17 protein-coding genes are annotated in these 17,577 nt (G+C 55.1%); 8 read left to right on the top strand and 9 right to left on the bottom strand.

Features of this window, described 5'->3' with window-relative positions; genetic code table 11:
• Positions 1-19 precede the first annotated feature (19 nt).
• From galM to modE, 7 genes are all read right to left on the bottom strand, one after another.
• Positions 20-1,060: a galactose-1-epimerase gene (galM, locus tag EOS98_RS15310; RefSeq protein ID WP_000931428.1), complete on the bottom strand. Its 1,041-nt coding sequence runs from the start codon at positions 1,058-1,060 to the stop codon at positions 20-22.
• Positions 1,054-2,202: a galactokinase gene (galK, locus tag EOS98_RS15305; RefSeq protein WP_023256905.1), complete on the bottom strand. Its 1,149-nt coding sequence runs from the start codon at positions 2,200-2,202 to the stop codon at positions 1,054-1,056. Before galK ends, galM begins: the two co-directional genes overlap by 7 nt.
• A gap of 2 nt (positions 2,203-2,204) precedes the next feature.
• Entirely contained in the window at positions 2,205-3,251 is a 1,047-nt protein-coding gene (gene galT, locus EOS98_RS15300; protein WP_000187473.1) for a galactose-1-phosphate uridylyltransferase, read from the bottom strand.
• A gap of 10 nt (positions 3,252-3,261) precedes the next feature.
• On the bottom strand, positions 3,262-4,278 hold the full coding sequence (gene galE / locus EOS98_RS15295; RefSeq protein WP_001265465.1) for a UDP-glucose 4-epimerase GalE: 1,017 nt from the start codon (positions 4,276-4,278) through the stop codon (positions 3,262-3,264).
• Between the two features lie 222 nt (positions 4,279-4,500).
• Positions 4,501-5,409 (bottom strand): DUF2167 domain-containing protein, encoded by a 909-nt coding sequence (locus EOS98_RS15290; protein WP_023258607.1) that lies wholly within the window; start codon positions 5,407-5,409, stop codon positions 4,501-4,503.
• Between the two features lie 170 nt (positions 5,410-5,579).
• Positions 5,580-7,055: a molybdate ABC transporter ATP-binding protein ModF gene (gene modF, locus EOS98_RS15285; RefSeq protein WP_126524180.1), complete on the bottom strand. Its 1,476-nt coding sequence runs from the start codon at positions 7,053-7,055 to the stop codon at positions 5,580-5,582.
• Positions 7,056-7,122: 67 nt separating this feature from the next.
• On the bottom strand, positions 7,123-7,911 hold the full coding sequence (gene modE, locus EOS98_RS15280) for a molybdenum-dependent transcriptional regulator (RefSeq protein WP_001147416.1): 789 nt from the start codon (positions 7,909-7,911) through the stop codon (positions 7,123-7,125).
• A gap of 128 nt (positions 7,912-8,039) precedes the next feature.
• On the opposite strand from modE, the gene EOS98_RS15275 reads away from it, so the two are divergent.
• From EOS98_RS15275 to modC, 4 genes are all read left to right on the top strand, one after another.
• A complete protein-coding gene (locus EOS98_RS15275; RefSeq protein WP_000891513.1) occupies positions 8,040-8,189 on the top strand; it encodes an AcrZ family multidrug efflux pump-associated protein in 150 nt (49 codons plus the stop codon).
• A 166-nt stretch (positions 8,190-8,355) separates the two neighbouring features.
• Positions 8,356-9,129 (top strand): molybdate ABC transporter substrate-binding protein, encoded by a 774-nt coding sequence (gene modA, locus EOS98_RS15270; RefSeq protein ID WP_000951413.1) that lies wholly within the window; start codon positions 8,356-8,358, stop codon positions 9,127-9,129.
• A complete protein-coding gene (gene modB / locus EOS98_RS15265; protein ID WP_000604026.1) occupies positions 9,129-9,818 on the top strand; it encodes a molybdate ABC transporter permease subunit in 690 nt (229 codons plus the stop codon). The genes modA and modB overlap by 1 nt, the downstream gene beginning before the upstream one ends.
• Before the next feature lie 2 nt (positions 9,819-9,820).
• Positions 9,821-10,879 (top strand): molybdenum ABC transporter ATP-binding protein ModC, encoded by a 1,059-nt coding sequence (gene modC, locus EOS98_RS15260; protein WP_000891711.1) that lies wholly within the window; start codon positions 9,821-9,823, stop codon positions 10,877-10,879.
• On the opposite strand, the gene EOS98_RS15255 is transcribed toward modC, so the two are convergent.
• Positions 10,880-11,698, bottom strand: coding sequence for a pyridoxal phosphatase (locus EOS98_RS15255; protein ID WP_001539531.1), 819 nt, complete (start codon positions 11,696-11,698; stop codon positions 10,880-10,882).
• Positions 11,699-11,861: 163 nt separating this feature from the next.
• Between EOS98_RS15255 and pgl the strand changes: the two genes are divergently transcribed.
• A complete protein-coding gene (gene pgl / locus EOS98_RS15250; RefSeq protein ID WP_000815468.1) occupies positions 11,862-12,857 on the top strand; it encodes a 6-phosphogluconolactonase in 996 nt (331 codons plus the stop codon).
• A 143-nt stretch (positions 12,858-13,000) separates the two neighbouring features.
• Here the strand turns inward: pgl and EOS98_RS15245 are convergent, their stop codons facing one another.
• The gene (locus EOS98_RS15245) at positions 13,001-14,284 is read right to left on the bottom strand and encodes a putative acyl-CoA thioester hydrolase (RefSeq protein ID WP_001094776.1); all 1,284 of its coding nucleotides are present in this window, start codon (positions 14,282-14,284) and stop codon (positions 13,001-13,003) included.
• A gap of 237 nt (positions 14,285-14,521) precedes the next feature.
• On the opposite strand from EOS98_RS15245, the gene hutI reads away from it, so the two are divergent.
• The 3 genes from hutI to EOS98_RS15230 are packed head-to-tail and all read left to right on the top strand — an operon-like array spanning position 14,522 to position 17,453.
• Positions 14,522-15,745 carry an imidazolonepropionase gene (gene hutI, locus EOS98_RS15240; protein ID WP_126524433.1) on the top strand — a complete coding sequence of 408 codons (1,224 nt, stop codon included), beginning with the start codon at positions 14,522-14,524 and terminating at the stop codon, positions 15,743-15,745.
• Positions 15,742-16,683, top strand: a complete 942-nt coding sequence (hutG, locus tag EOS98_RS15235; RefSeq protein WP_126524179.1) for a formimidoylglutamase — start codon at positions 15,742-15,744, stop codon at positions 16,681-16,683. The genes hutI and hutG overlap by 4 nt, the downstream gene beginning before the upstream one ends.
• A gap of 44 nt (positions 16,684-16,727) precedes the next feature.
• Positions 16,728-17,453, top strand: coding sequence for a histidine utilization repressor (locus EOS98_RS15230; RefSeq protein ID WP_126524178.1), 726 nt, complete (start codon positions 16,728-16,730; stop codon positions 17,451-17,453).
• Positions 17,454-17,577: the final 124 nt, after the last annotated feature.

The raw sequence follows: 17,577 nt of genomic DNA, 5'->3' as shown, positions 1-17,577 counted from the left end.
GGCATGTAGCGGCATATCGTTAGAACGGAATAAACTGATACTCGGTCAGGCTGGCGTACTCCTCGCCAGGGCGAAGGATACAGTCAGGCTGCGGCCATTCAGGATGATTCGGGCTGTCCGGCAGCAGTTCGCTTTCCAGCGCCAGCCCTTGCCAGTCGGCATAAGGTTCCGGTCCGCGGGAAGGTGTACCCGCCAGATAATTGCCGGAATAAAACTGTAGCGCCGGGGCGGTGGTGTAAACCATCATTTGTAGCTTTCCATCCTGTGACCACAGACGGGCCGCCGGCTTTTTGCCATCACCCTGCGTCTGTAGCAGGAAAGCATGATCGTAGCCTTTAACCTTGCGCTGATCGTCATCGGCGAGAAATTCACTGGCAATGACTTTTGGCATCCGGAAGTCAAACGAGGTATTGGCTACCGATTTTAGCCCCTGGCGTGGAATACCGGATTCATCTACCGGCAGATACTCATCCGCCAGAATTTGCAGCTTATGCTGGCGCACGTCGGTCCGATCGCCGTCCAGATTAAAATAGACGTGGTTGGTCAAATTCACCGGACAGGGTTTATCGACCGTCGCCCGGTAGGTGATGGAGATTCTATTGTCATCGGTCAGACGATATTGCGCCGTGGCGCAAAGATGGCCGGGAAAACCCTGGTCGCCGTCATCAGAGGTGAGCGCGAATAATACCTGGCGATCGTTCTGGTTCACAATTTGCCAGCGGCGCTTGTCAAAGCCTTCCGGTCCGCCGTGTAGCTGGTTCTCGCCCTGACTTGGGCTTAACTGTACGGTTTCGCCGGCAAACGTATAGCGGCTATTGGCGATACGGTTCGCGTAACGGCCAATAGAGGCGCCGAGGAACGACGTCTGTTCAGGGTAGTGTTCCGGGCTGGCGCAGCCCAGCAATGCTTCCCGAACGCTGCCGTCAGACAGCGGAATACGGGCGGAAAGAAGAGTGGCTCCCCAGTCCATCAGCGTTACCACCATCCCTGCGCTATTGCGCAGGGTTAGCAGGCGGTACGGTTGACCATCGGGGGCCAGTGCGGGCGTTTCATTTAGCACTGTCCTGCTCCTTGTGACGGTTTGCATACATAAAAGGTTTCTTTGATTCCGGTTTTCGCTTCGTACTGTTGCGCAACGGCCTGCCGAACAGCGGGAACCAGATCTTCCGGGATCAGTGCGACAACACACCCGCCGAAGCCGCCGCCGGTCATGCGCACGCCGCCTTGATCGCCGATGGTCGCTTTGACGATGTCTACCAGCGTGTCTATCTGCGGGACGGTAATTTCGAAATCATCGCGCATTGAGGCATGGGACTCCGCCATCAGTTGGCCCATACGTTGCAAATCACCTTTCTCCAGCGCGCTTGCCGCTTCAACGGTGCGCGCATTTTCGCTCAATACATGGCGAACGCGTTTTGCGACTACCGGGTCCAGTTCGCTGGCAACGGCATTGAACGCCTCAAGGCTGACATCGCGCAGGGCCGGCTGCTGGAAGAAACGGGCGCCGGTTTCGCACTGTTCACGGCGGGTATTATACTCGCTGCCCACCAGCGTGCGCTTAAAGTTACTATTGATGATCACCACGGCGACACCTTTCGGCATGGAAACCGCTTTGGCGCCGAGCGTACGGCAATCAATCAGCAACGCATGATCTTTTTTGCCGAGCGCAGAGATGAGCTGATCCATAATGCCGCAGTTACAGCCGACAAACTGGTTCTCGGCCTCTTGTCCGTTGAGCGCAATTTGCGCGCCGTCCAGCGGCAGGTGATAAAGCTGCTGGAAGACGGTGCCCACCGCCACTTCCAGCGAGGCGGAGGAGCTTAACCCGGCGCCCTGCGGCACATTGCCGCTGATGACCATATCCACGCCGCCAAACGTGTTGTTACGCTGCTGCAGGTGTTTCACTACGCCGCGCACATAGTTAGACCACTGCTGACTATCGTGGGTCACGATCGGCGCATCCAGTGAAAATTCGTCCACCTGATTGTCGTAATCGGCGGCAATCACCCGTACGGTACGATCGTCGCGCGGCGCACAGCTAATTACGGTCTGGTAATCGATAGCGCAGGGCAGAACAAAACCATCATTGTAATCAGTGTGCTCGCCGATCAGATTGACGCGGCCTGGCGCCTGAATCGTGTGGGTGGCAGGGTAGCCGAAAATTTCAGCAAACAGCGCGCGCGTTTTCTCTTTCAGATTCATTTTTATACTCCGGATTCGCGAAAATGGATGTCGCTGACCGCGCGCAGGCGTTCAGCCGCTTGTTCTGCGGTTAAATCACGCTGGGTTTCCGCCAGCATTTCATAGCCGACCATAAATTTACGGACGGTCGCAGAGCGCAGCAGCGGCGGGTAAAAGTGTGCGTGCAACTGCCAGTGTGCGTTTTCTTCACCGTTAAACGGCGCGCCGTGCCAGCCCATTGAGTAGGGGAAGGAACACTGAAACAGGTTGTCATAACGACTGGTCAGCTTTTTCAACGCCAGCGCCAGAGAGTCGCGCTGCTCGTCGCTTAAATCGGTAATGCGCAGGACATGCGTTTTGGGTAACAGTAGCGTTTCGAACGGCCACGCCGCCCAGTAAGGCACCACCGCCAGCCAGTGTTCGGTTTCGACCACGGTGCGGCTGCCGTCCGCCAGTTCTCGCTGGACATAATCCACCAGCATTGGCGAACGCTGTTCGGCGAAATAGGCTTTTTGTAAACGATCTTCGCGTTCGGCCTCATTCGGCAGGAAGCTGTTGGCCCAGACCTGTCCATGCGGATGCGGGTTCGAACAGCCCATCGCCGCGCCTTTATTTTCAAAGACCTGCACCCACGGATAGGTTTTGCCTAACTCGGCGGTCTGCGTCTGCCAGGTTCTGACGATTTCCGTCAGCGCGGGCAGGCTCAACTCCGGCAGCGTTTTACTGTGATCGGGAGAAAAGCAGATCACGCGGCTGGTGCCGCGCGCGCTCTGACAGCGCATCAGCGGATCGTGGCTGTCCGGCGCATCCGGCGTGTCGGCCATCAGCGCCGCGAAATCGTTAGTAAAGACGTAAGTCCCTTTGTAATCGGGATTTTTATCGCCGGTGACACGCGTATTGCCCGCACACAGGAAGCAGTCGGGATCGTGGGCCGGCAGCATTTGCTGAGACGGCGTTTCCTGCGCCCCCTGCCAGGGGCGTTTTGCGCGATGCGGCGAAACCAGAACCCACTGGCCGGTAAGCGGGTTATAACGGCGATGCGGATGATCGATGGGATTAAATGGGGTCATAACAACGTCCTTAATCTGGGTATCCCTGCGGATGGCGTGACTGCCAGTGCCATGTGTCCTGCGCCATTTCGTCAAGCGTGCGGGTGACGCGCCAGTTCAGCTCGCGATCGGCTTTGCTGGCATCCGCCCAATACGCCGGGAGATCGCCGTCGCGACGCGGCGCGAAGTGGTAATTAATGGGTTTACCGCAGGCTTTACTAAAGGCGTTGACCACATCCAGGACGCTACTGCCGACACCCGCGCCGAGGTTATAAATATGTACGCCGGATTTGTCCGCCAGTTTTTCCATCGCCACGACGTGCCCGTCGGCTAAGTCCATAACGTGAATGTAATCGCGTACGCCGGTGCCATCCTCGGTCGGGTAATCGTTGCCGAAAACGGCGAGCGATTCGCGACGACCCACGGCGACCTGGGCGATATAGGGCATCAGGTTATTCGGAATACCTTGCGGATCTTCTCCCATGTCGCCCGACGGGTGCGCGCCGACCGGGTTGAAATAACGCAGCAGCGCAATACTCCACTCCGGCTGGGCTTTTTGCAGATCGGTGAGGATCTGTTCTACCATCAATTTACTTTTGCCGTAGGGGCTTTGCGGCGTGCCGGTAGGAAAACTTTCGACGTAAGGAATTTTGGGCTGATCGCCATAAACGGTGGCGGAGGAGCTAAAAATAAGGTTTTTAACGTTGGCCGCACGCATGGCGCTGACCAACCGCAGCGTACCGTTGACGTTGTTGTCATAGTACTCCAGCGGCCTGGCGACCGATTCGCCGACGGCTTTCAGGCCGGCAAAGTGAATCACGGTATCAATCGCGTGATCGTGCAGAATTTCGGTTATAAGCGCTTCGTTGCGAATATCGCCTTCGACAAAGGTCGGGTGCTTACCGCCCAGACGTTCAATAACGGGCAGCACGCTGCGCTTGCTGTTGCAGAGGTTATCGAGGATGACGACGTCATGACCATTTTGCAGCAATTGTACGCAGGTATGACTTCCAATGTAACCGCTACCACCTGTAACCAATACTCTCATAATTCGCTCCGTTAAGCCTATGGTATGGAATAACCATAGCATAACAAAGATGCGAAAAGTGTGACATGTAATAAATTAGTGGAATCGTTTACACACTGGTGATTTTACGCATTTATATCAATTAAATGATTACAAATCATCTGGCTTGAGAATGCTTCTGCTTTTTATCCGAAAAAAAGGCGCGTTACGCGCCTGGGAATAAAACGGACGGGGCAGGAGCTGTCAGTCTTTTTTACGCGAGAGTAGCTTCCTGGCGAGCGCCCCGACAGCGACGACGCCGATAGCGGTCACTTTCCAGAATTTAAGCAGCGCGATACCGAGCATAGCAAGCAGTCCTACTTTCTTGGCCGCGATACCGCCAATCAGCGCGGCGAGCCCATACTCCGCTATTTTGTCCGTTGATTCGTTGAAGTCAGCGTAGCGTTGTCCAGAGTTGAACTTGACGGCACTGAGAATTCTTTTCGCCAGAGGGATTTCGTGGTCAACAGAACCTCTGTCGGTCACCAGATTTAAAGAAAAATAGCCTTCACGTCCCAGCAGATAGGTGTTGTAGTTCACGCCTTGTTCATTCAGTGGTTCGTTGGTGCCGATATCATGGATGGCGGCGGACCAGATCAGACGATGATTGGTTGCATCGTAGGTAGGCTTCTCGATCCAGCCAATAATTTCTATCGGCTCAATGCCTTTTGCAATACGATCTTTATTCGCTTCTTTTGTGCCTTTGCGCAGGTTATCCATTAATTCATCGGCATCCCAGTTTTTTGCATCATCATCTTTTACATAACCAGAATCATCATATTCGATAGAAATAAATCCATTCATTTCCTTTTTAAATACGAGGCCGTAAAAATATTCATCGTCAACATAGTTACCAATTTCACGCATAAATACCGCCGCTTCTTTTGCGGGTATCCAGGTAAATCCTTCCGGTAGATTAAGCGTGGCTTTATCACCTAAACTAATCTTTGTCGGACCCGCAACGGCGGCGCGACTCATGCCTTCAACAGCGACCTCAACGGCGGTTTTACGCGCTTCCTGCGCAGCGGTCGGCTTTTGCTCAGCATAACTGCTGGGGCAAAATAACATGGCTGCCAGTAAAAATAGTATTATTTGTGGAAAACGAAAAGCCATAATGAATCCCTTATATTCACATACGACATCATTGTCGAAAATTTCAGGATTATTATGACAATGAGGCGGTCAGCGATTCAAGAGATAGTAAGCTTATCGACCGTTATTATTATTCTTAATAAAAGGAGAGTGGTTCCAGAATGGCGCGCGGCGCCATTCTGATAATACATTTAATTATTGCATCGTCCGGAAACGTACTTATAACGTTCGCCCTCTGGTACAAATTCCAGCCGGTGGGTAATACAGGCAGGCGCATCCTCTGCATGATGGGAAACGAACAGCAGTTGAGTCTCTCCCTGGCGAATTAATACATCCACAAAACGGCGTACCAGTTGGCGGTTCAGCGGGTCCAACCCTTGCAGCGGCTCATCCAGAATCAACACTGTCGGATGTTTAACCAGCGCGCGCACGATCAGCGCCAGCCGCTGCTGTCCCCAGGAGAGACTGTGGAAGGGGGCATCCGCCGTACGCTTATCGATTCCCAGAATATCCAGCCACTGTTGCGCCAGTTTTCGTTGCCTGTCTGAAACGGCCTGGTAAATGCCGATAGAATCGAAATAGCCGGAGAGAATGACATTGCGTACCGTGGTACTGACGCGGTAATCCAGATGTAAACTGCTGCTGACGTAGCCGATATGTTTTTTGATATCCCAGATTGTTTCGCCGCTTCCTCGCCGTCGCCCGAACAGCGTAAGATCGTTGCTGTAGCCTTGCGGATGATCGCCAGTAATAAGGCTAAGCAACGTAGACTTACCCGCTCCGTTAGGACCGACGATCTGCCAGTGTTCGCCCGGATTGACTCGCCAGCTTAGGTGGTGGAGGATAGGGCGATCGTTATACGAGACTACGCCATCGTTAAGTACGATCCGTGGTTCGCCATCGGGTAACGCATGGCGGGCGGAAGGTTCGTCCGGTTCGGGTAATTGTACGTCGGTCAGACGCTCGCTGTGCGCGAGTTGAGCGACCAACGCCCGTTGCAGTAACTCTGTCGTCGTTCCGGTCTCCGCCAGCGTACAGTCGGCAAGCACGCCGGCAAACTGCACGAAGTCCGGGATCTCATCAAAACGGTTGAGTACCAGCGCCAGGGTCATACCCGCCTGGTTCAACGCCGTCAGGCGTTGCGCCAGTTGTTGACGGGCGGTCACGTCAAGTCCGTCGAACGGTTCATCAAGGATTAATAACTCCGGCTCAGACATCAGCGCCTGACACAGCAGCGCTTTTCGCGTCTCGCCGGTAGAAAGGTATTTAAAACGTCTGTTGAGTAAAGCGGAAATGCCAAACTGCTGCGCCAGCATCGCACAGCGGGCAGGATGGTGAACATCATCCTGAATAATTTCCGCGGTAGTGCGCCCGGTATCGTCTTCGCCAGGACTGAGCATATCGGTGTTATTACGTTGCCACTCATCGCTGACCAGCTTTTGCAATTGTTCAAAGGACAGACGAGTAATGCGGGTAAACTGACACTGGCGCTCGCCTGTTAATAATGGCAGTTCACCCGCCAGCGCGCGGGCGAGCGCCGACTTCCCGCTCCCGTTAGCCCCAACGAATGCCCAGCTATCGCCCGTATTGAGCGTCAGCGAATCCAGATGAAGTGTTTTTGTATCGCTCAGACGAAACGTGCCTTGCGAAATTTGCAACGATGACATTTTGCATCCCATTTTTTGCAGCGATGAATGACAGGGATACGTCTTTCGGCAACGGATGTCAATGTGCTTAGCACAACGTTGCAATAATCACTCTGTCCGCATTAAACCAGGCAATCACGTCATCGCCTTCCTTTAACGTGGCGGCATCCGCAGTCGGTATCGTGGCGCACAGCGTCTGGCCGTCCGGCAGCGCCATCAACACTTCACACTGTTCCGCGCCGCGCTCGATATGGCTGATCGTTCCCGACAACTGATTGTCAGCGGCGCGCGCAACGGCTGCATCCCGGGTAATGCCAACCCACGGCGCTTTTAGCAGGATCAGCACTTCTTTACCTTCCTCCAGGCCGAGACGCTCGCCGCTTTGCGCCGTCAGCGCGACTTTGAGCCGCGTTTTGCCGTCGGCCAGCAGCACGTCGACATGCTGTTGTACCTGATCGCGATCGCGGGCGGTAATGGTGCCGAACCACTGATTTCGGGCGCTGGTTTGCAGTGAAAAGCGGGAGATAGCGGCCAGCAGACTGTCAAGCGGCAGGGCGTCATCGTCGCTTAACACATCGAACGCTTTTTGCTGAATTTGGCCCAGCAAATCGTAAAGCTGGATCAGACGCTGACCATAGCGGGTTAATACCGCGCCGCCGCCGCCTTTGCCGCCCGTTGCGCGTTCAACCAGCATATGTTCGCTAAGCTGGTTCATGTCGTTTATCGCATCCCAGGCGCTCTTATAGCTGATTCCCGCGTCTTTCGCGCCCTGACTAATCGAGCCGGAAAGCGCAATGTGTTTCAGCAGAGAGATACGTCGGGGATCGGCAAAAAGCTTTTGCTGAAGTTTCAGGGTAAGAAGGATTTCGGCCTGCATAACCAGCTCCTGGTAAAAAGACTATTGTGACTGAAAAGCGCGTCAGCGCAAAGCCGACCGCACAAAAGGGGAGTGCTTTTCTGTGTGATGCGGTTAAAATACAAAAAGGACTATATCTGGAGTTGCCCATGTTAGAGTTATTAAAAAGTCTGGTATTCGCCGTCATCATGGTACCGGTAGTGATGGCCATCATCCTCGGTCTGATTTACGGTCTGGGTGAGGTGTTCAACATTTTTTCCGGTATCGGTCAGAAAGACCAGTCCAGACAGAACCGCTGATTTCCCCAAACGCCCGCTCAGTCGGGCGTTTTTGTTACTCAAGATCCTGCTTTTCCTGCCGATATTTTCTGTGTTTAATCGTTAATGGGTATGAATAACCGCTGGGAAACCCCTGAGATTATCGTTATATTATCGTTTACATAACGAAACGCACAAGGAGTTACAGATGGCGCATTCCTGGTTACGCCTGGTCGCAGGGGCGACATTATCTTTCGTCATCGCTGGTCATGCGCTGGCGGATGAAGGCAAGATCACCGTATTTGCCGCCGCGTCGCTAACGAACGCGATGCAAGACATTGCGGCAGAATATAAAAAAGAGAAAAATGTGGATGTGGTTTCCTCATTCGCCTCCTCTTCAACGCTGGCGCGGCAGATAGAAGCGGGCGCGCCGGCGGATCTGTTCATCTCTGCTGACCAGAAATGGATGGATTACGCAGCCGATAAAAAAGCGGTGGATACCACGACGCGCGAAACATTGCTTGGCAATAGCCTGGTAGTGGTGGCGCCGAAAGCCAGCGAGCAGAAACCGTTTACCATCGACAACAAAACGGACTGGATTCATCTGCTGAACGGCGGGCGTCTGGCGGTGGGCGATCCGCAACACGTACCGGCGGGAATTTATGCCAAAGAAGCGCTGCAAAAGCTGGGCGCATGGCAAACGCTTGAACCGAAACTGGCGCCGGGCGAGGATGTGCGCGGTGCGTTGGCGCTGGTCGAACGTAACGAAGCGCCTTTGGGCATTGTATACGGTTCTGATGCGGTCGCCAGCAAGGGGGTCAACGTGGTGGCGACGTTCCCGGAAGATTCACATAAAAAAGTGGAATACCCCATCGCTATCGTGGAGGGGCATAAAAATGCGGCCGTCAGCGCGTTCTATGATTACCTGAAAGGACCGCAGGCCTCGGCAATCTTTAAACGTTATGGATTTACGACGAAGTAATGATACTGACCGATCCAGAATGGCAGGCTGTCCTTCTTAGCCTGAAAGTGTCTTCCCTGGCCGTGCTGTTTAGCCTGCCGTTTGGGATCTTTTTTGCCTGGTTACTGGTGCGATGCCGGTTTCCGGGCAAAGCCTTACTTGATAGTGTCCTGCATCTGCCGCTGGTGCTGCCGCCGGTGGTGGTCGGCTATCTGCTGCTGGTGTCGATGGGGCGACGCGGGTTTATTGGCCAGTGGCTGTATGACTGGTTCGGTCTCACGTTTGCCTTTAGCTGGCGCGGCGCCGTGCTGGCGGCGGCGGTGATGTCCTTCCCGCTGATGGTGCGGGCCATTCGGCTGGCGCTGGAGGGGGTGGATATCAAGCTTGAACAGGCCGCCAGAACGCTGGGCGCCGGGCGCTGGCGCGTTTTTCTGACTATCACCTTACCGCTTACCCTGCCGGGCATTATTGTCGGTACGGTGCTGGCGTTTGCCCGTTCGCTTGGCGAATTTGGCGCGACCATTACCTTTGTTTCCAATATTCCGGGCGAAACCCGCACCATACCTTCCGCCATGTATACTTTGATTCAGACGCCTGGCGGGGAGAGCGCGGCGGCGAGGCTGTGCGTGATTTCGATTGTATTAGCGCTGATTTCGCTGTTGATTTCTGAATGGCTGGCGCGGATTAGCCGTGAACGGACGGGGCGCTAACCATGCTGGAGCTTAATTTTTCCCAGACGCTGGGAACGCACTGTTTAACCCTCAACGAAACGCTGCCAGCCAGTGGGATCACGGCTATCTTTGGCGTCTCCGGCGCGGGAAAAACCTCGCTGATTAATGCCATCAGCGGTTTGACTCGCCCACAAAAAGGACGCATCGCGCTGAATGGTCGGGTGTTGCATGACGCGGAAAACGGTATCTGTTTAACGCCGGAAAAGCGCCGCATCGGTTATGTTTTCCAGGATGCGCGCCTGTTCCCCCATTACAAAGTACGCGGCAATTTGCGCTACGGCATGGCGAAAAGCATGACCGGCCAGTTTGATAAGCTGGTGTCGCTGCTGGGAATTGAAGCGTTGCTTGATCGCCTGCCGGGGAGCTTGTCCGGCGGAGAAAAACAGCGCGTAGCGATAGGCCGGGCATTGCTCACCGCCCCGGAGTTGCTGCTGTTGGACGAACCGTTGGCCTCGCTGGATATCCCGCGTAAACGCGAATTACTGCCGTACCTGCAACGGCTGGCGCGAGAAATCAATATTCCCATGCTGTATGTCAGCCATTCTCTCGATGAAATTCTCCACCTGGCGGATAAAGTCATGGTGCTGGAGGATGGACAGGTTAAAGCGTTTGGCCCGCTGGAGGAGGTCTGGGGAAGCAGCGTTATGCACCCGTGGCTGCCGAAAGAGCAACAGAGCAGTATTCTGAAAGTCAGCGTGCTGGAGCATCACCCGCATTATGCCATGACCGCCCTGGCGCTTGGCGACCAGCACCTATGGGTAAATAAACTCAATCAGCCGCTGCAATCCACACTGCGTATTCGTATACAGGCGTCGGATGTCTCGCTGGTACTACAGCCGCCGCAGCAGACCAGTATCCGCAACGTATTGCGGGCAAAAGTGGCGAATTGTTATGACGATAACGGACAGGTGGAAGTCCAGCTTGAGATAGGCGGCAGAACGCTGTGGGCGCGAATAAGCCCGTGGGCCAGGGATGAGCTGAGTATCAAGCCTGGCCTGTGGCTTTACGCGCAGGTGAAAAGCGTTTCTATCACCGCCTGACTATAGCAGGTGGGTGTAAATAAATTTGGCGATGCTATCGGTAGTGTTATCGCCGATCACGACGTCAGCGCGCGCTTTCACCGCCTCATCGGCGTTGCCCATCGCAACGCCGGTGCCTGCCGCCTCCAGCATACTGATGTCGTTGTAGTTATCGCCGAAAGCGATCACATTTTTCATTGACCCTCCCTGCGCTTCTATCCACTGGGTAAGGCGCTTGCCTTTACTGTTGCCTTTGCGCGCGATATCCACCTGATCGTGCCATGACCATTCGCACTCCAGGCCAAGCGCCTGTTCAACATGCTGACCGAACCGCTGTAGCCTGGGAATATCTTCATCGGTAAGCGCAAACTTCCACACGGCATTCACGTCGCGCGCCGCCTGCGCCAACGAAGAGACCTGTGCAAAGGTCGGACGTTGCTCCGGCGGCAAGGTCTGCGCCCACCGGGAGGTACGCACGACGTGACCGGTTGGGTGTTCGTAAAGCATAGCGTCATCAACATACATCAGGCCGTGAATCTGATGCTCATCCAGTAAATCAATCAACTGCAACGCCTTATCCACGGGCATAGGATCGGCATCCAGGACAGTTTTAGCTTGATAATCATACAAATAGGTGCCGTTGCAGCAAATAGCAGGTGTTTCCAGCGCCAGCGCCTGATAAAAAGGATGAATAGCAACGTGATGGCGACCAGTGACAATGATAAGTTGAAAGCCCGCCTCTTTGGCACGTGATAGCGCGTCAAGCGAGGAGGGGAGTAAGGTTTTATGCGGGGTTAATAACGTTCCGTCTAAATCGAGGGCAATCACGCGTGCAGTCATAATTTTTTCCAGATTAAGAGTAATAATTCCGTCTGTCGGCATGGTACACCGGGACGGTAAGCAGACAAAATTCTGCGTCTGAATTCAGCATTCGCCGTCAAAAGCGACTACGTTAAGCTGTGTCCTGTTATTGCAGCTACATGCCATATGCAAAGGAGTATTCATGAAACAAACAGTCTATACCGCCAGCCCTGAGAGTCAGCAAATTCACGTCTGGAGCCTGAACCACGAAGGGACGCTGACGCTGGTACAGGTCGTGGATGTGCCCGGTCAGGTTCAGCCAATGGTGGTCAGTCCGGATAAACGCTACCTCTATGTCGGCGTGCGCCCGGAGTTTCGTGTCCTGGCGTATCGTATTGCGCCGGATGATGGCGCGCTGACGTTTGCCGCCGAATCCGCCCTGCCGGGTAGCCCGACCCATATTTCTACCGATCATCATGGTCGTTTTGTCTTTGTCGGATCGTATAACGCCGGTAATGTCAGCGTGACGCGCTTACAGGATGGTCTGCCGGTTGAGCTGGTGGATGTGGTGGAAGGGCTGGACGGCTGCCACTCGGCAAATATTACGCCTGATAACCGTACCCTGTGGGTGCCTGCGCTAAAACAGGATCGCATTTGTCTGTTTACGCTAAGCGATGACGGCCATCTGGTGGCCCAGGAGCCGGCGGAAGTAAATACAGTCGAAGGGGCAGGCCCGCGTCATATGGTCTTCCACCCGAATCGACAATATGCCTATTGCGTCAATGAACTGAACAGTTCGGTGGATGTCTGGCAGCTTAAAAATCCGCATGGCGAGATAGAGTGCGTACAAACGCTGGATATGATGCCCGCCGATTTTTCCGATACCCGCTGGGCGGCGGATATTCATATTACGCCGGATGGACGGCATCTGTATGCCTGTGACCGCACCGCCAGTCTGATTACCGTCTTTAGTGTCTCCGAAGATGGCAGCGTACTGAGCGTTGAAGGCTTCCAGCCGACGGAAGCCCAACCGCGCGGCTTTAATATCGACAATAGCGGAAAATACCTGATTGCAGCGGGTCAAAAATCACATCATATCGCGGTCTATGAAATTACGGGCACTCAGGGGTTGCTGACGGAAAAAGGCCGTTATGCCGTCGGGCAGGGGCCGATGTGGGTTGTGGTGAACGCGTACTAAAGCGTTGTGTGCCGGAGGGCGGCGGGCTGGAGCTCACCAAGGCAGGATGCCTGATTAATTTCGATAAACATCGCTTGCAGTAAAACCACGGGCCGCCACATCTGCTGCGGCGGCCCGTTTATAAGCCTGAACCGGAACGGCGATTACTGTTTAGGTTCCGCCACCACTTTACTGCCTACACCGCGGTTGTTGTATTCCCACATGCGGTTGTAGTTAGTGTCGTTCAGATTACGCTGCACCTCGTCTTTGTCATCCACGGTTCCCGTATTTCCGGCAAACGGACGTTTCGAGATGACCGCGTCGGCCCACGGTTTGGCAACGTTGAAGCCCTCGTTAATCACGCTGTCGCGGATCACGACCTGACCGTTGGTGTTGGCGTCGACATCCAGCGAGCGGCCAAGCTGCGCAACGCCATCGCCGGAGGCGTTAAAGCGGCTGTTGATCGCCAAAAAGCCATAGTAAATATTGGACAGCGTCGCCGGGGCGAAGACGTAGGCTTCCTGCTGTGTGCGGGAGTTGACGACCTGGAAGTTGGTGTTATCGAACACCACGGCGCCGCGTCCGGAAACCATATCCACATCGCCTTCAATATAGCTGTTCGTCACCAGCGTACGCGGCTGACGATCGGTCTGCAGACGGTTCTGCACGCCGCTGTTGGTCACAAAGAAGGTGTTCTGGCGGCCAAGGATATTGACCTTGTTAATCTGGACTTTGTCGCCATCGGTACGCAACGCCACCGCCGGATGGTTTCCGGCATCGACGCTGTCGCCCAGCGTGTTCTCGATGGTCAGATTTTGTAGCTGCAGACCGTTATTCTGCGACCAGAACGCGGCAGAACACATCACACCGATCGTTGCGGCGTGTTTGCTTTGGCAGTTATCGAACATATACCAGGCGGGTTTACCAGGCATATATTTCCCGCCGGGATTCACCGCGCGGCGCCAGTCAGCGACGCTCATTTCACCATCAATCGCCATCCCAATTTTCACATCGATCGGTTTTTCACCGGTCCCGTACAGGGTCAGACTTCCCGGCGCGGCGGGAACATACACGGTCCCCTGATAGTCGCCCGGCATAATAGCAATGTACTGGCGTTTGTTCGTGCGTTTAACCATTGCCGCATCGACCGCGGCCTGAATCGAGGTGTGCGTAACGCCTGGCGTACCTGCCGGCCCCACCACAAAGTCAGGCTGTGCGGGCAGGGTAATCGGCGACGGCGACCACGGGGCGGTATTCGGCGTCAGGGAGGCAAAATAGCGCGCCGCAACGAAGTTTTTCGCTTCATTTGCCGACAGAATGGGGCGCGAGGCGGTGCCAGGCGCGGTTTGATCGGAAGGGATCTGATCGGGTGGCGTAGAGCTACAGGCGCTCAGCGTCACGCCAAAAGCCAGTGCCAGCGCCAGACGGGAAACCGATAATGTATTCACAGGTTGCTCCGGGCTTGAAAAAGTTAAATGACATCCATTGAAGCCTGCTTTTTTATACTAAGTTGAACGAAACGGGAAGGCGAAAAGGTAAAAAGTTCCTTTTCAGGCTGGAAACACCTGTAGCATCAGATAGTTTTATCACAATTAAGCAACAACTTTCGCGCTTTGAGTTGACAATCCGGAGCAGAAAGAAAATAAATGTCTATACAACTCATGACAGGCAAGAGAGCGACAGGAATGCGGCAACTTTTACCGGGCGATACTGTCTGGCGAAACATCAGGCTGGCGACAATGGACCCGCAGCGGCAAGCCCCGTACGGGCTGGTAGATAACCAGGCGCTGATTGTACGCGAAGGGCATATTTGCGATATCGTGCCAGAGACGCAGCTTCCTGTCAGCGGGGGCAATATCCATGATATGCAGGGACGACTGGTAACCCCGGGACTTATCGATTGCCACACGCATCTGGTGTTTGCCGGTAACCGCGCCGCAGAGTGGGAGCAGCGGCTTAACGGCGCGTCATACCAGCATATTAGCGCTCAGGGCGGCGGCATTAACGCGACGGTATCAGCAACCCGCGCCTGTGCGGAGGAGACGCTCTACCTGCTGGCGCGCGAACGCATGATGCGCCTTGCCAGCGAAGGCGTTACGCTGCTGGAGATTAAATCCGGCTATGGTCTTGAGCTGGCGACAGAAGAAAAGCTGTTGCGCGTTGCTGCAAAACTTGCCGCCGAAAACGCTATCGACATTAGCCCCACGCTATTGGCCGCTCATGCTACGCCAGCGGAGTATCGTGACGACCCGGACGGCTACATCACTCTGGTCTGCGAGACGATGATTCCGCAGCTCTGGCAAAAAGGGTTATTTGATGCGGTAGACCTCTTTTGCGAGAGCGTCGGCTTTAATGTGGCGCAGAGTGAGCGCGTGTTGCAGACGGCGAAGGCGTTAGGTATTCCCGTTAAAGGCCATGTTGAGCAGCTTTCGCTGTTGGGCGGCGCGCAGCTGGTGAGTCGTTATCAGGGTTTATCGGCGGATCATATCGAATATCTTGATGAAACGGGCGTCGCGGCGATGCGTGACGGCGGTACTGTCGGCGTGTTGTTGCCCGGCGCGTTTTATTTTCTGCGCGAGACGCAGCGCCCGCCGGTGGAACTGCTGCGCCGCTATCAGGTGCCTGTCGCTGTCGCCAGCGATTTCAATCCCGGCACCAGCCCGTTTTGCAGTTTGCATCTGGCGATGAATATGGCCTGCGTACAGTTTGGTCTGACGCCGGAAGAGGCATGGGCGGGCGTTACGCGCCATGCCGCTCGTGCGCTGGGAAGACAGGCGACGCATGGGCAGCTCAGGGCCGGCTACCGGGCGGATTTTGTGGTGTGGGATGCTGAACAGCCGGTAGAGGTTGTGTATGAGCCGGGGCGTAACCCTTTATATCAGCGGGTATACAGAGGAAAAATCTCATGACGCAATGGTATCCGGCTTCTCCGGCGCTTTGGCAGGGGCGCGATGACAGTATAGAAGCGCCGGATGCGCGGCGTCTGTTTCAGACCGTCACGCGCAGCGAGACCTTTTCCCCCGAAAACTGGCAGCAAAAGATCGCGTTAATGGGATTTGCCTGCGACGAGGGGGTAAAACGCAATGCAGGGCGTCCCGGCGCGGCAGGCGGCCCGGACGCGTTGCGTAAAGCGCTGGCGAATATGGCCAGCCACCAGGGACATGAACGGCTGGTGGATTTAGGCAATTGGGTTGCGCCGACGCCCGATCTGGAAGGCGCGCAGCAGGCCTTGCGCGATGCGGTAAGCCGCTGTCTGCGGGCCGGGATGCGCACGCTGGTGCTGGGCGGCGGGCATGAAACCGCATTTGGACACGGCGCGGGGGTGCTGGACGCGTTTGCGCAGGAAAGCGTAGGGATCATTAATCTTGATGCGCATCTGGATCTCCGTCAGACTGACCGGGCAACATCCGGGACGCCGTTTCGTCAACTGGCGCAGCTATGCGACGCGCAGAGCCGCGCGTTTCATTATGCCTGTTTCGGCGTGAGCCGTGCGGCGAATACGCAGGCGTTGTGGCGGGAAGCGCAGTGGCGGAATGTTACCGTGGTGGAGGATATTAACTGCCATGACGCGCTGGCGCAGATGACGCAGTTTATTGACAAGGTGGATAAAATTTATCTGACTATCGATCTCGACGTATTGCCTGTCTGGGAAATGCCGGCCGTCTCCGCTCCCGCGGCGCTGGGCGTGCCGCTGATACAAGTTCTGCGTTTAATTGAGCCGGTTTGCCGCAGCGGAAAATTACAGGCGGCGGATCTGGTTGAATTTAATCCACGCTTTGATGAAGATGGCGCAGCGGCGCGCGTGGCGGCGCGGCTTGGCTGGCAAATCGCGCACTGGTGGCGTTAATCTGTCATCCGGAAAACACTCTCCGCATAAGGAAGGCTTCACGCATGTATTCATCCCGCTCCCGTTCTGCGCCTGCGCCTTTTTACGAAACGGTGAAACAGGACATCTGTAAAAAAATAGCCGGCGGCGTCTGGCAGCCGCACGATCGCATTCCGTCGGAAGCTGAACTGGTCGCTCAGTATGGCTTTAGCCGAATGACCATCAACCGGGCGCTGCGTGAGCTGACGGATGAAGGGTGGCTGGTGCGTTTACAGGGCGTGGGGACGTTTGTCGCCGAACCGAAAGGCCAGTCCGCGCTGTTTGAAGTCCGCAGTATCGCCGAGGAGATTGCCGCCCGCCGCCATCAGCATCGTTGTGAGGTGCTCACGCTGGAGCGCGTGCGGGCAAACGCCATCCAGGCCAGCGCTCTCAACGTCAATGAGAGCGATGTCATTTTCCATTCCATCATGGTGCATTATGAAAACGATCTGTCGGTACAAATTGAAGATCGCTGCGTGAATGCGGATATTGCCGTGGATTACCTGACGCAGGATTACCGTCAGACCACGCCGCACGCTTATTTGTCGCGGATCGCGCCGCTAACGGAAGGGGAACATATTGTGGAGGCGGTGCGCGCCACGGCGCAAGAGTGCGCGTGGTTAACTATCAAAGAGCATGAGCCTTGTCTGCTCATTCGTCGTACAACCTGGTCCGCGTCGCGGATTGTTTCTCACGCCCGCTTACTTTTCCCCGGGTCGCGCTACCGGCTACAGGGACGATTTATCTCCTGAGCGGGCCGCTGCCGGAAAACGTGATTGCTGACACAATATAACAAAATTGTATCTTTTTTGTTAATTCTATTCTTGTGCTTACTTGTATAGACAAGTATATGTCTGATTCTTATCTGTGGGTCTG

The organism is Salmonella sp. SSDFZ69, assembly GCF_004010755.1.
Lineage (GTDB): Bacteria > Pseudomonadota > Gammaproteobacteria > Enterobacterales > Enterobacteriaceae > Salmonella > Salmonella enterica.
This window is presented reverse-complemented; position numbering and strand designations above follow the sequence as displayed.

Coding starts and splice junctions, on each gene's coding strand:
- galK (WP_023256905.1), bottom strand. CDS start 2,202: ATGAATCTGAAAGAGAAAACGCGCGCGCTGTTTGCTGAAATTTTCGGC.
- galT (WP_000187473.1), bottom strand. CDS start 3,251: ATGACCCCATTTAATCCCATCGATCATCCGCATCGCCGTTATAACCCG.
- galE (WP_001265465.1), bottom strand. CDS start 4,278: ATGAGAGTATTGGTTACAGGTGGTAGCGGTTACATTGGAAGTCATACC.
- EOS98_RS15290 (WP_023258607.1), bottom strand. CDS start 5,409: ATGGCTTTTCGTTTTCCACAAATAATACTATTTTTACTGGCAGCCATG.
- modF (WP_126524180.1), bottom strand. CDS start 7,055: ATGTCATCGTTGCAAATTTCGCAAGGCACGTTTCGTCTGAGCGATACA.
- modE (WP_001147416.1), bottom strand. CDS start 7,911: ATGCAGGCCGAAATCCTTCTTACCCTGAAACTTCAGCAAAAGCTTTTT.
- EOS98_RS15275 (WP_000891513.1), top strand. CDS start 8,040: ATGTTAGAGTTATTAAAAAGTCTGGTATTCGCCGTCATCATGGTACCG.
- modA (WP_000951413.1), top strand. CDS start 8,356: ATGGCGCATTCCTGGTTACGCCTGGTCGCAGGGGCGACATTATCTTTC.
- modB (WP_000604026.1), top strand. CDS start 9,129: ATGATACTGACCGATCCAGAATGGCAGGCTGTCCTTCTTAGCCTGAAA.
- modC (WP_000891711.1), top strand. CDS start 9,821: ATGCTGGAGCTTAATTTTTCCCAGACGCTGGGAACGCACTGTTTAACC.
- EOS98_RS15255 (WP_001539531.1), bottom strand. CDS start 11,698: ATGACTGCACGCGTGATTGCCCTCGATTTAGACGGAACGTTATTAACC.
- pgl (WP_000815468.1), top strand. CDS start 11,862: ATGAAACAAACAGTCTATACCGCCAGCCCTGAGAGTCAGCAAATTCAC.
- hutI (WP_126524433.1), top strand. CDS start 14,522: ATGCGGCAACTTTTACCGGGCGATACTGTCTGGCGAAACATCAGGCTG.
- hutG (WP_126524179.1), top strand. CDS start 15,742: ATGACGCAATGGTATCCGGCTTCTCCGGCGCTTTGGCAGGGGCGCGAT.
- EOS98_RS15230 (WP_126524178.1), top strand. CDS start 16,728: ATGTATTCATCCCGCTCCCGTTCTGCGCCTGCGCCTTTTTACGAAACG.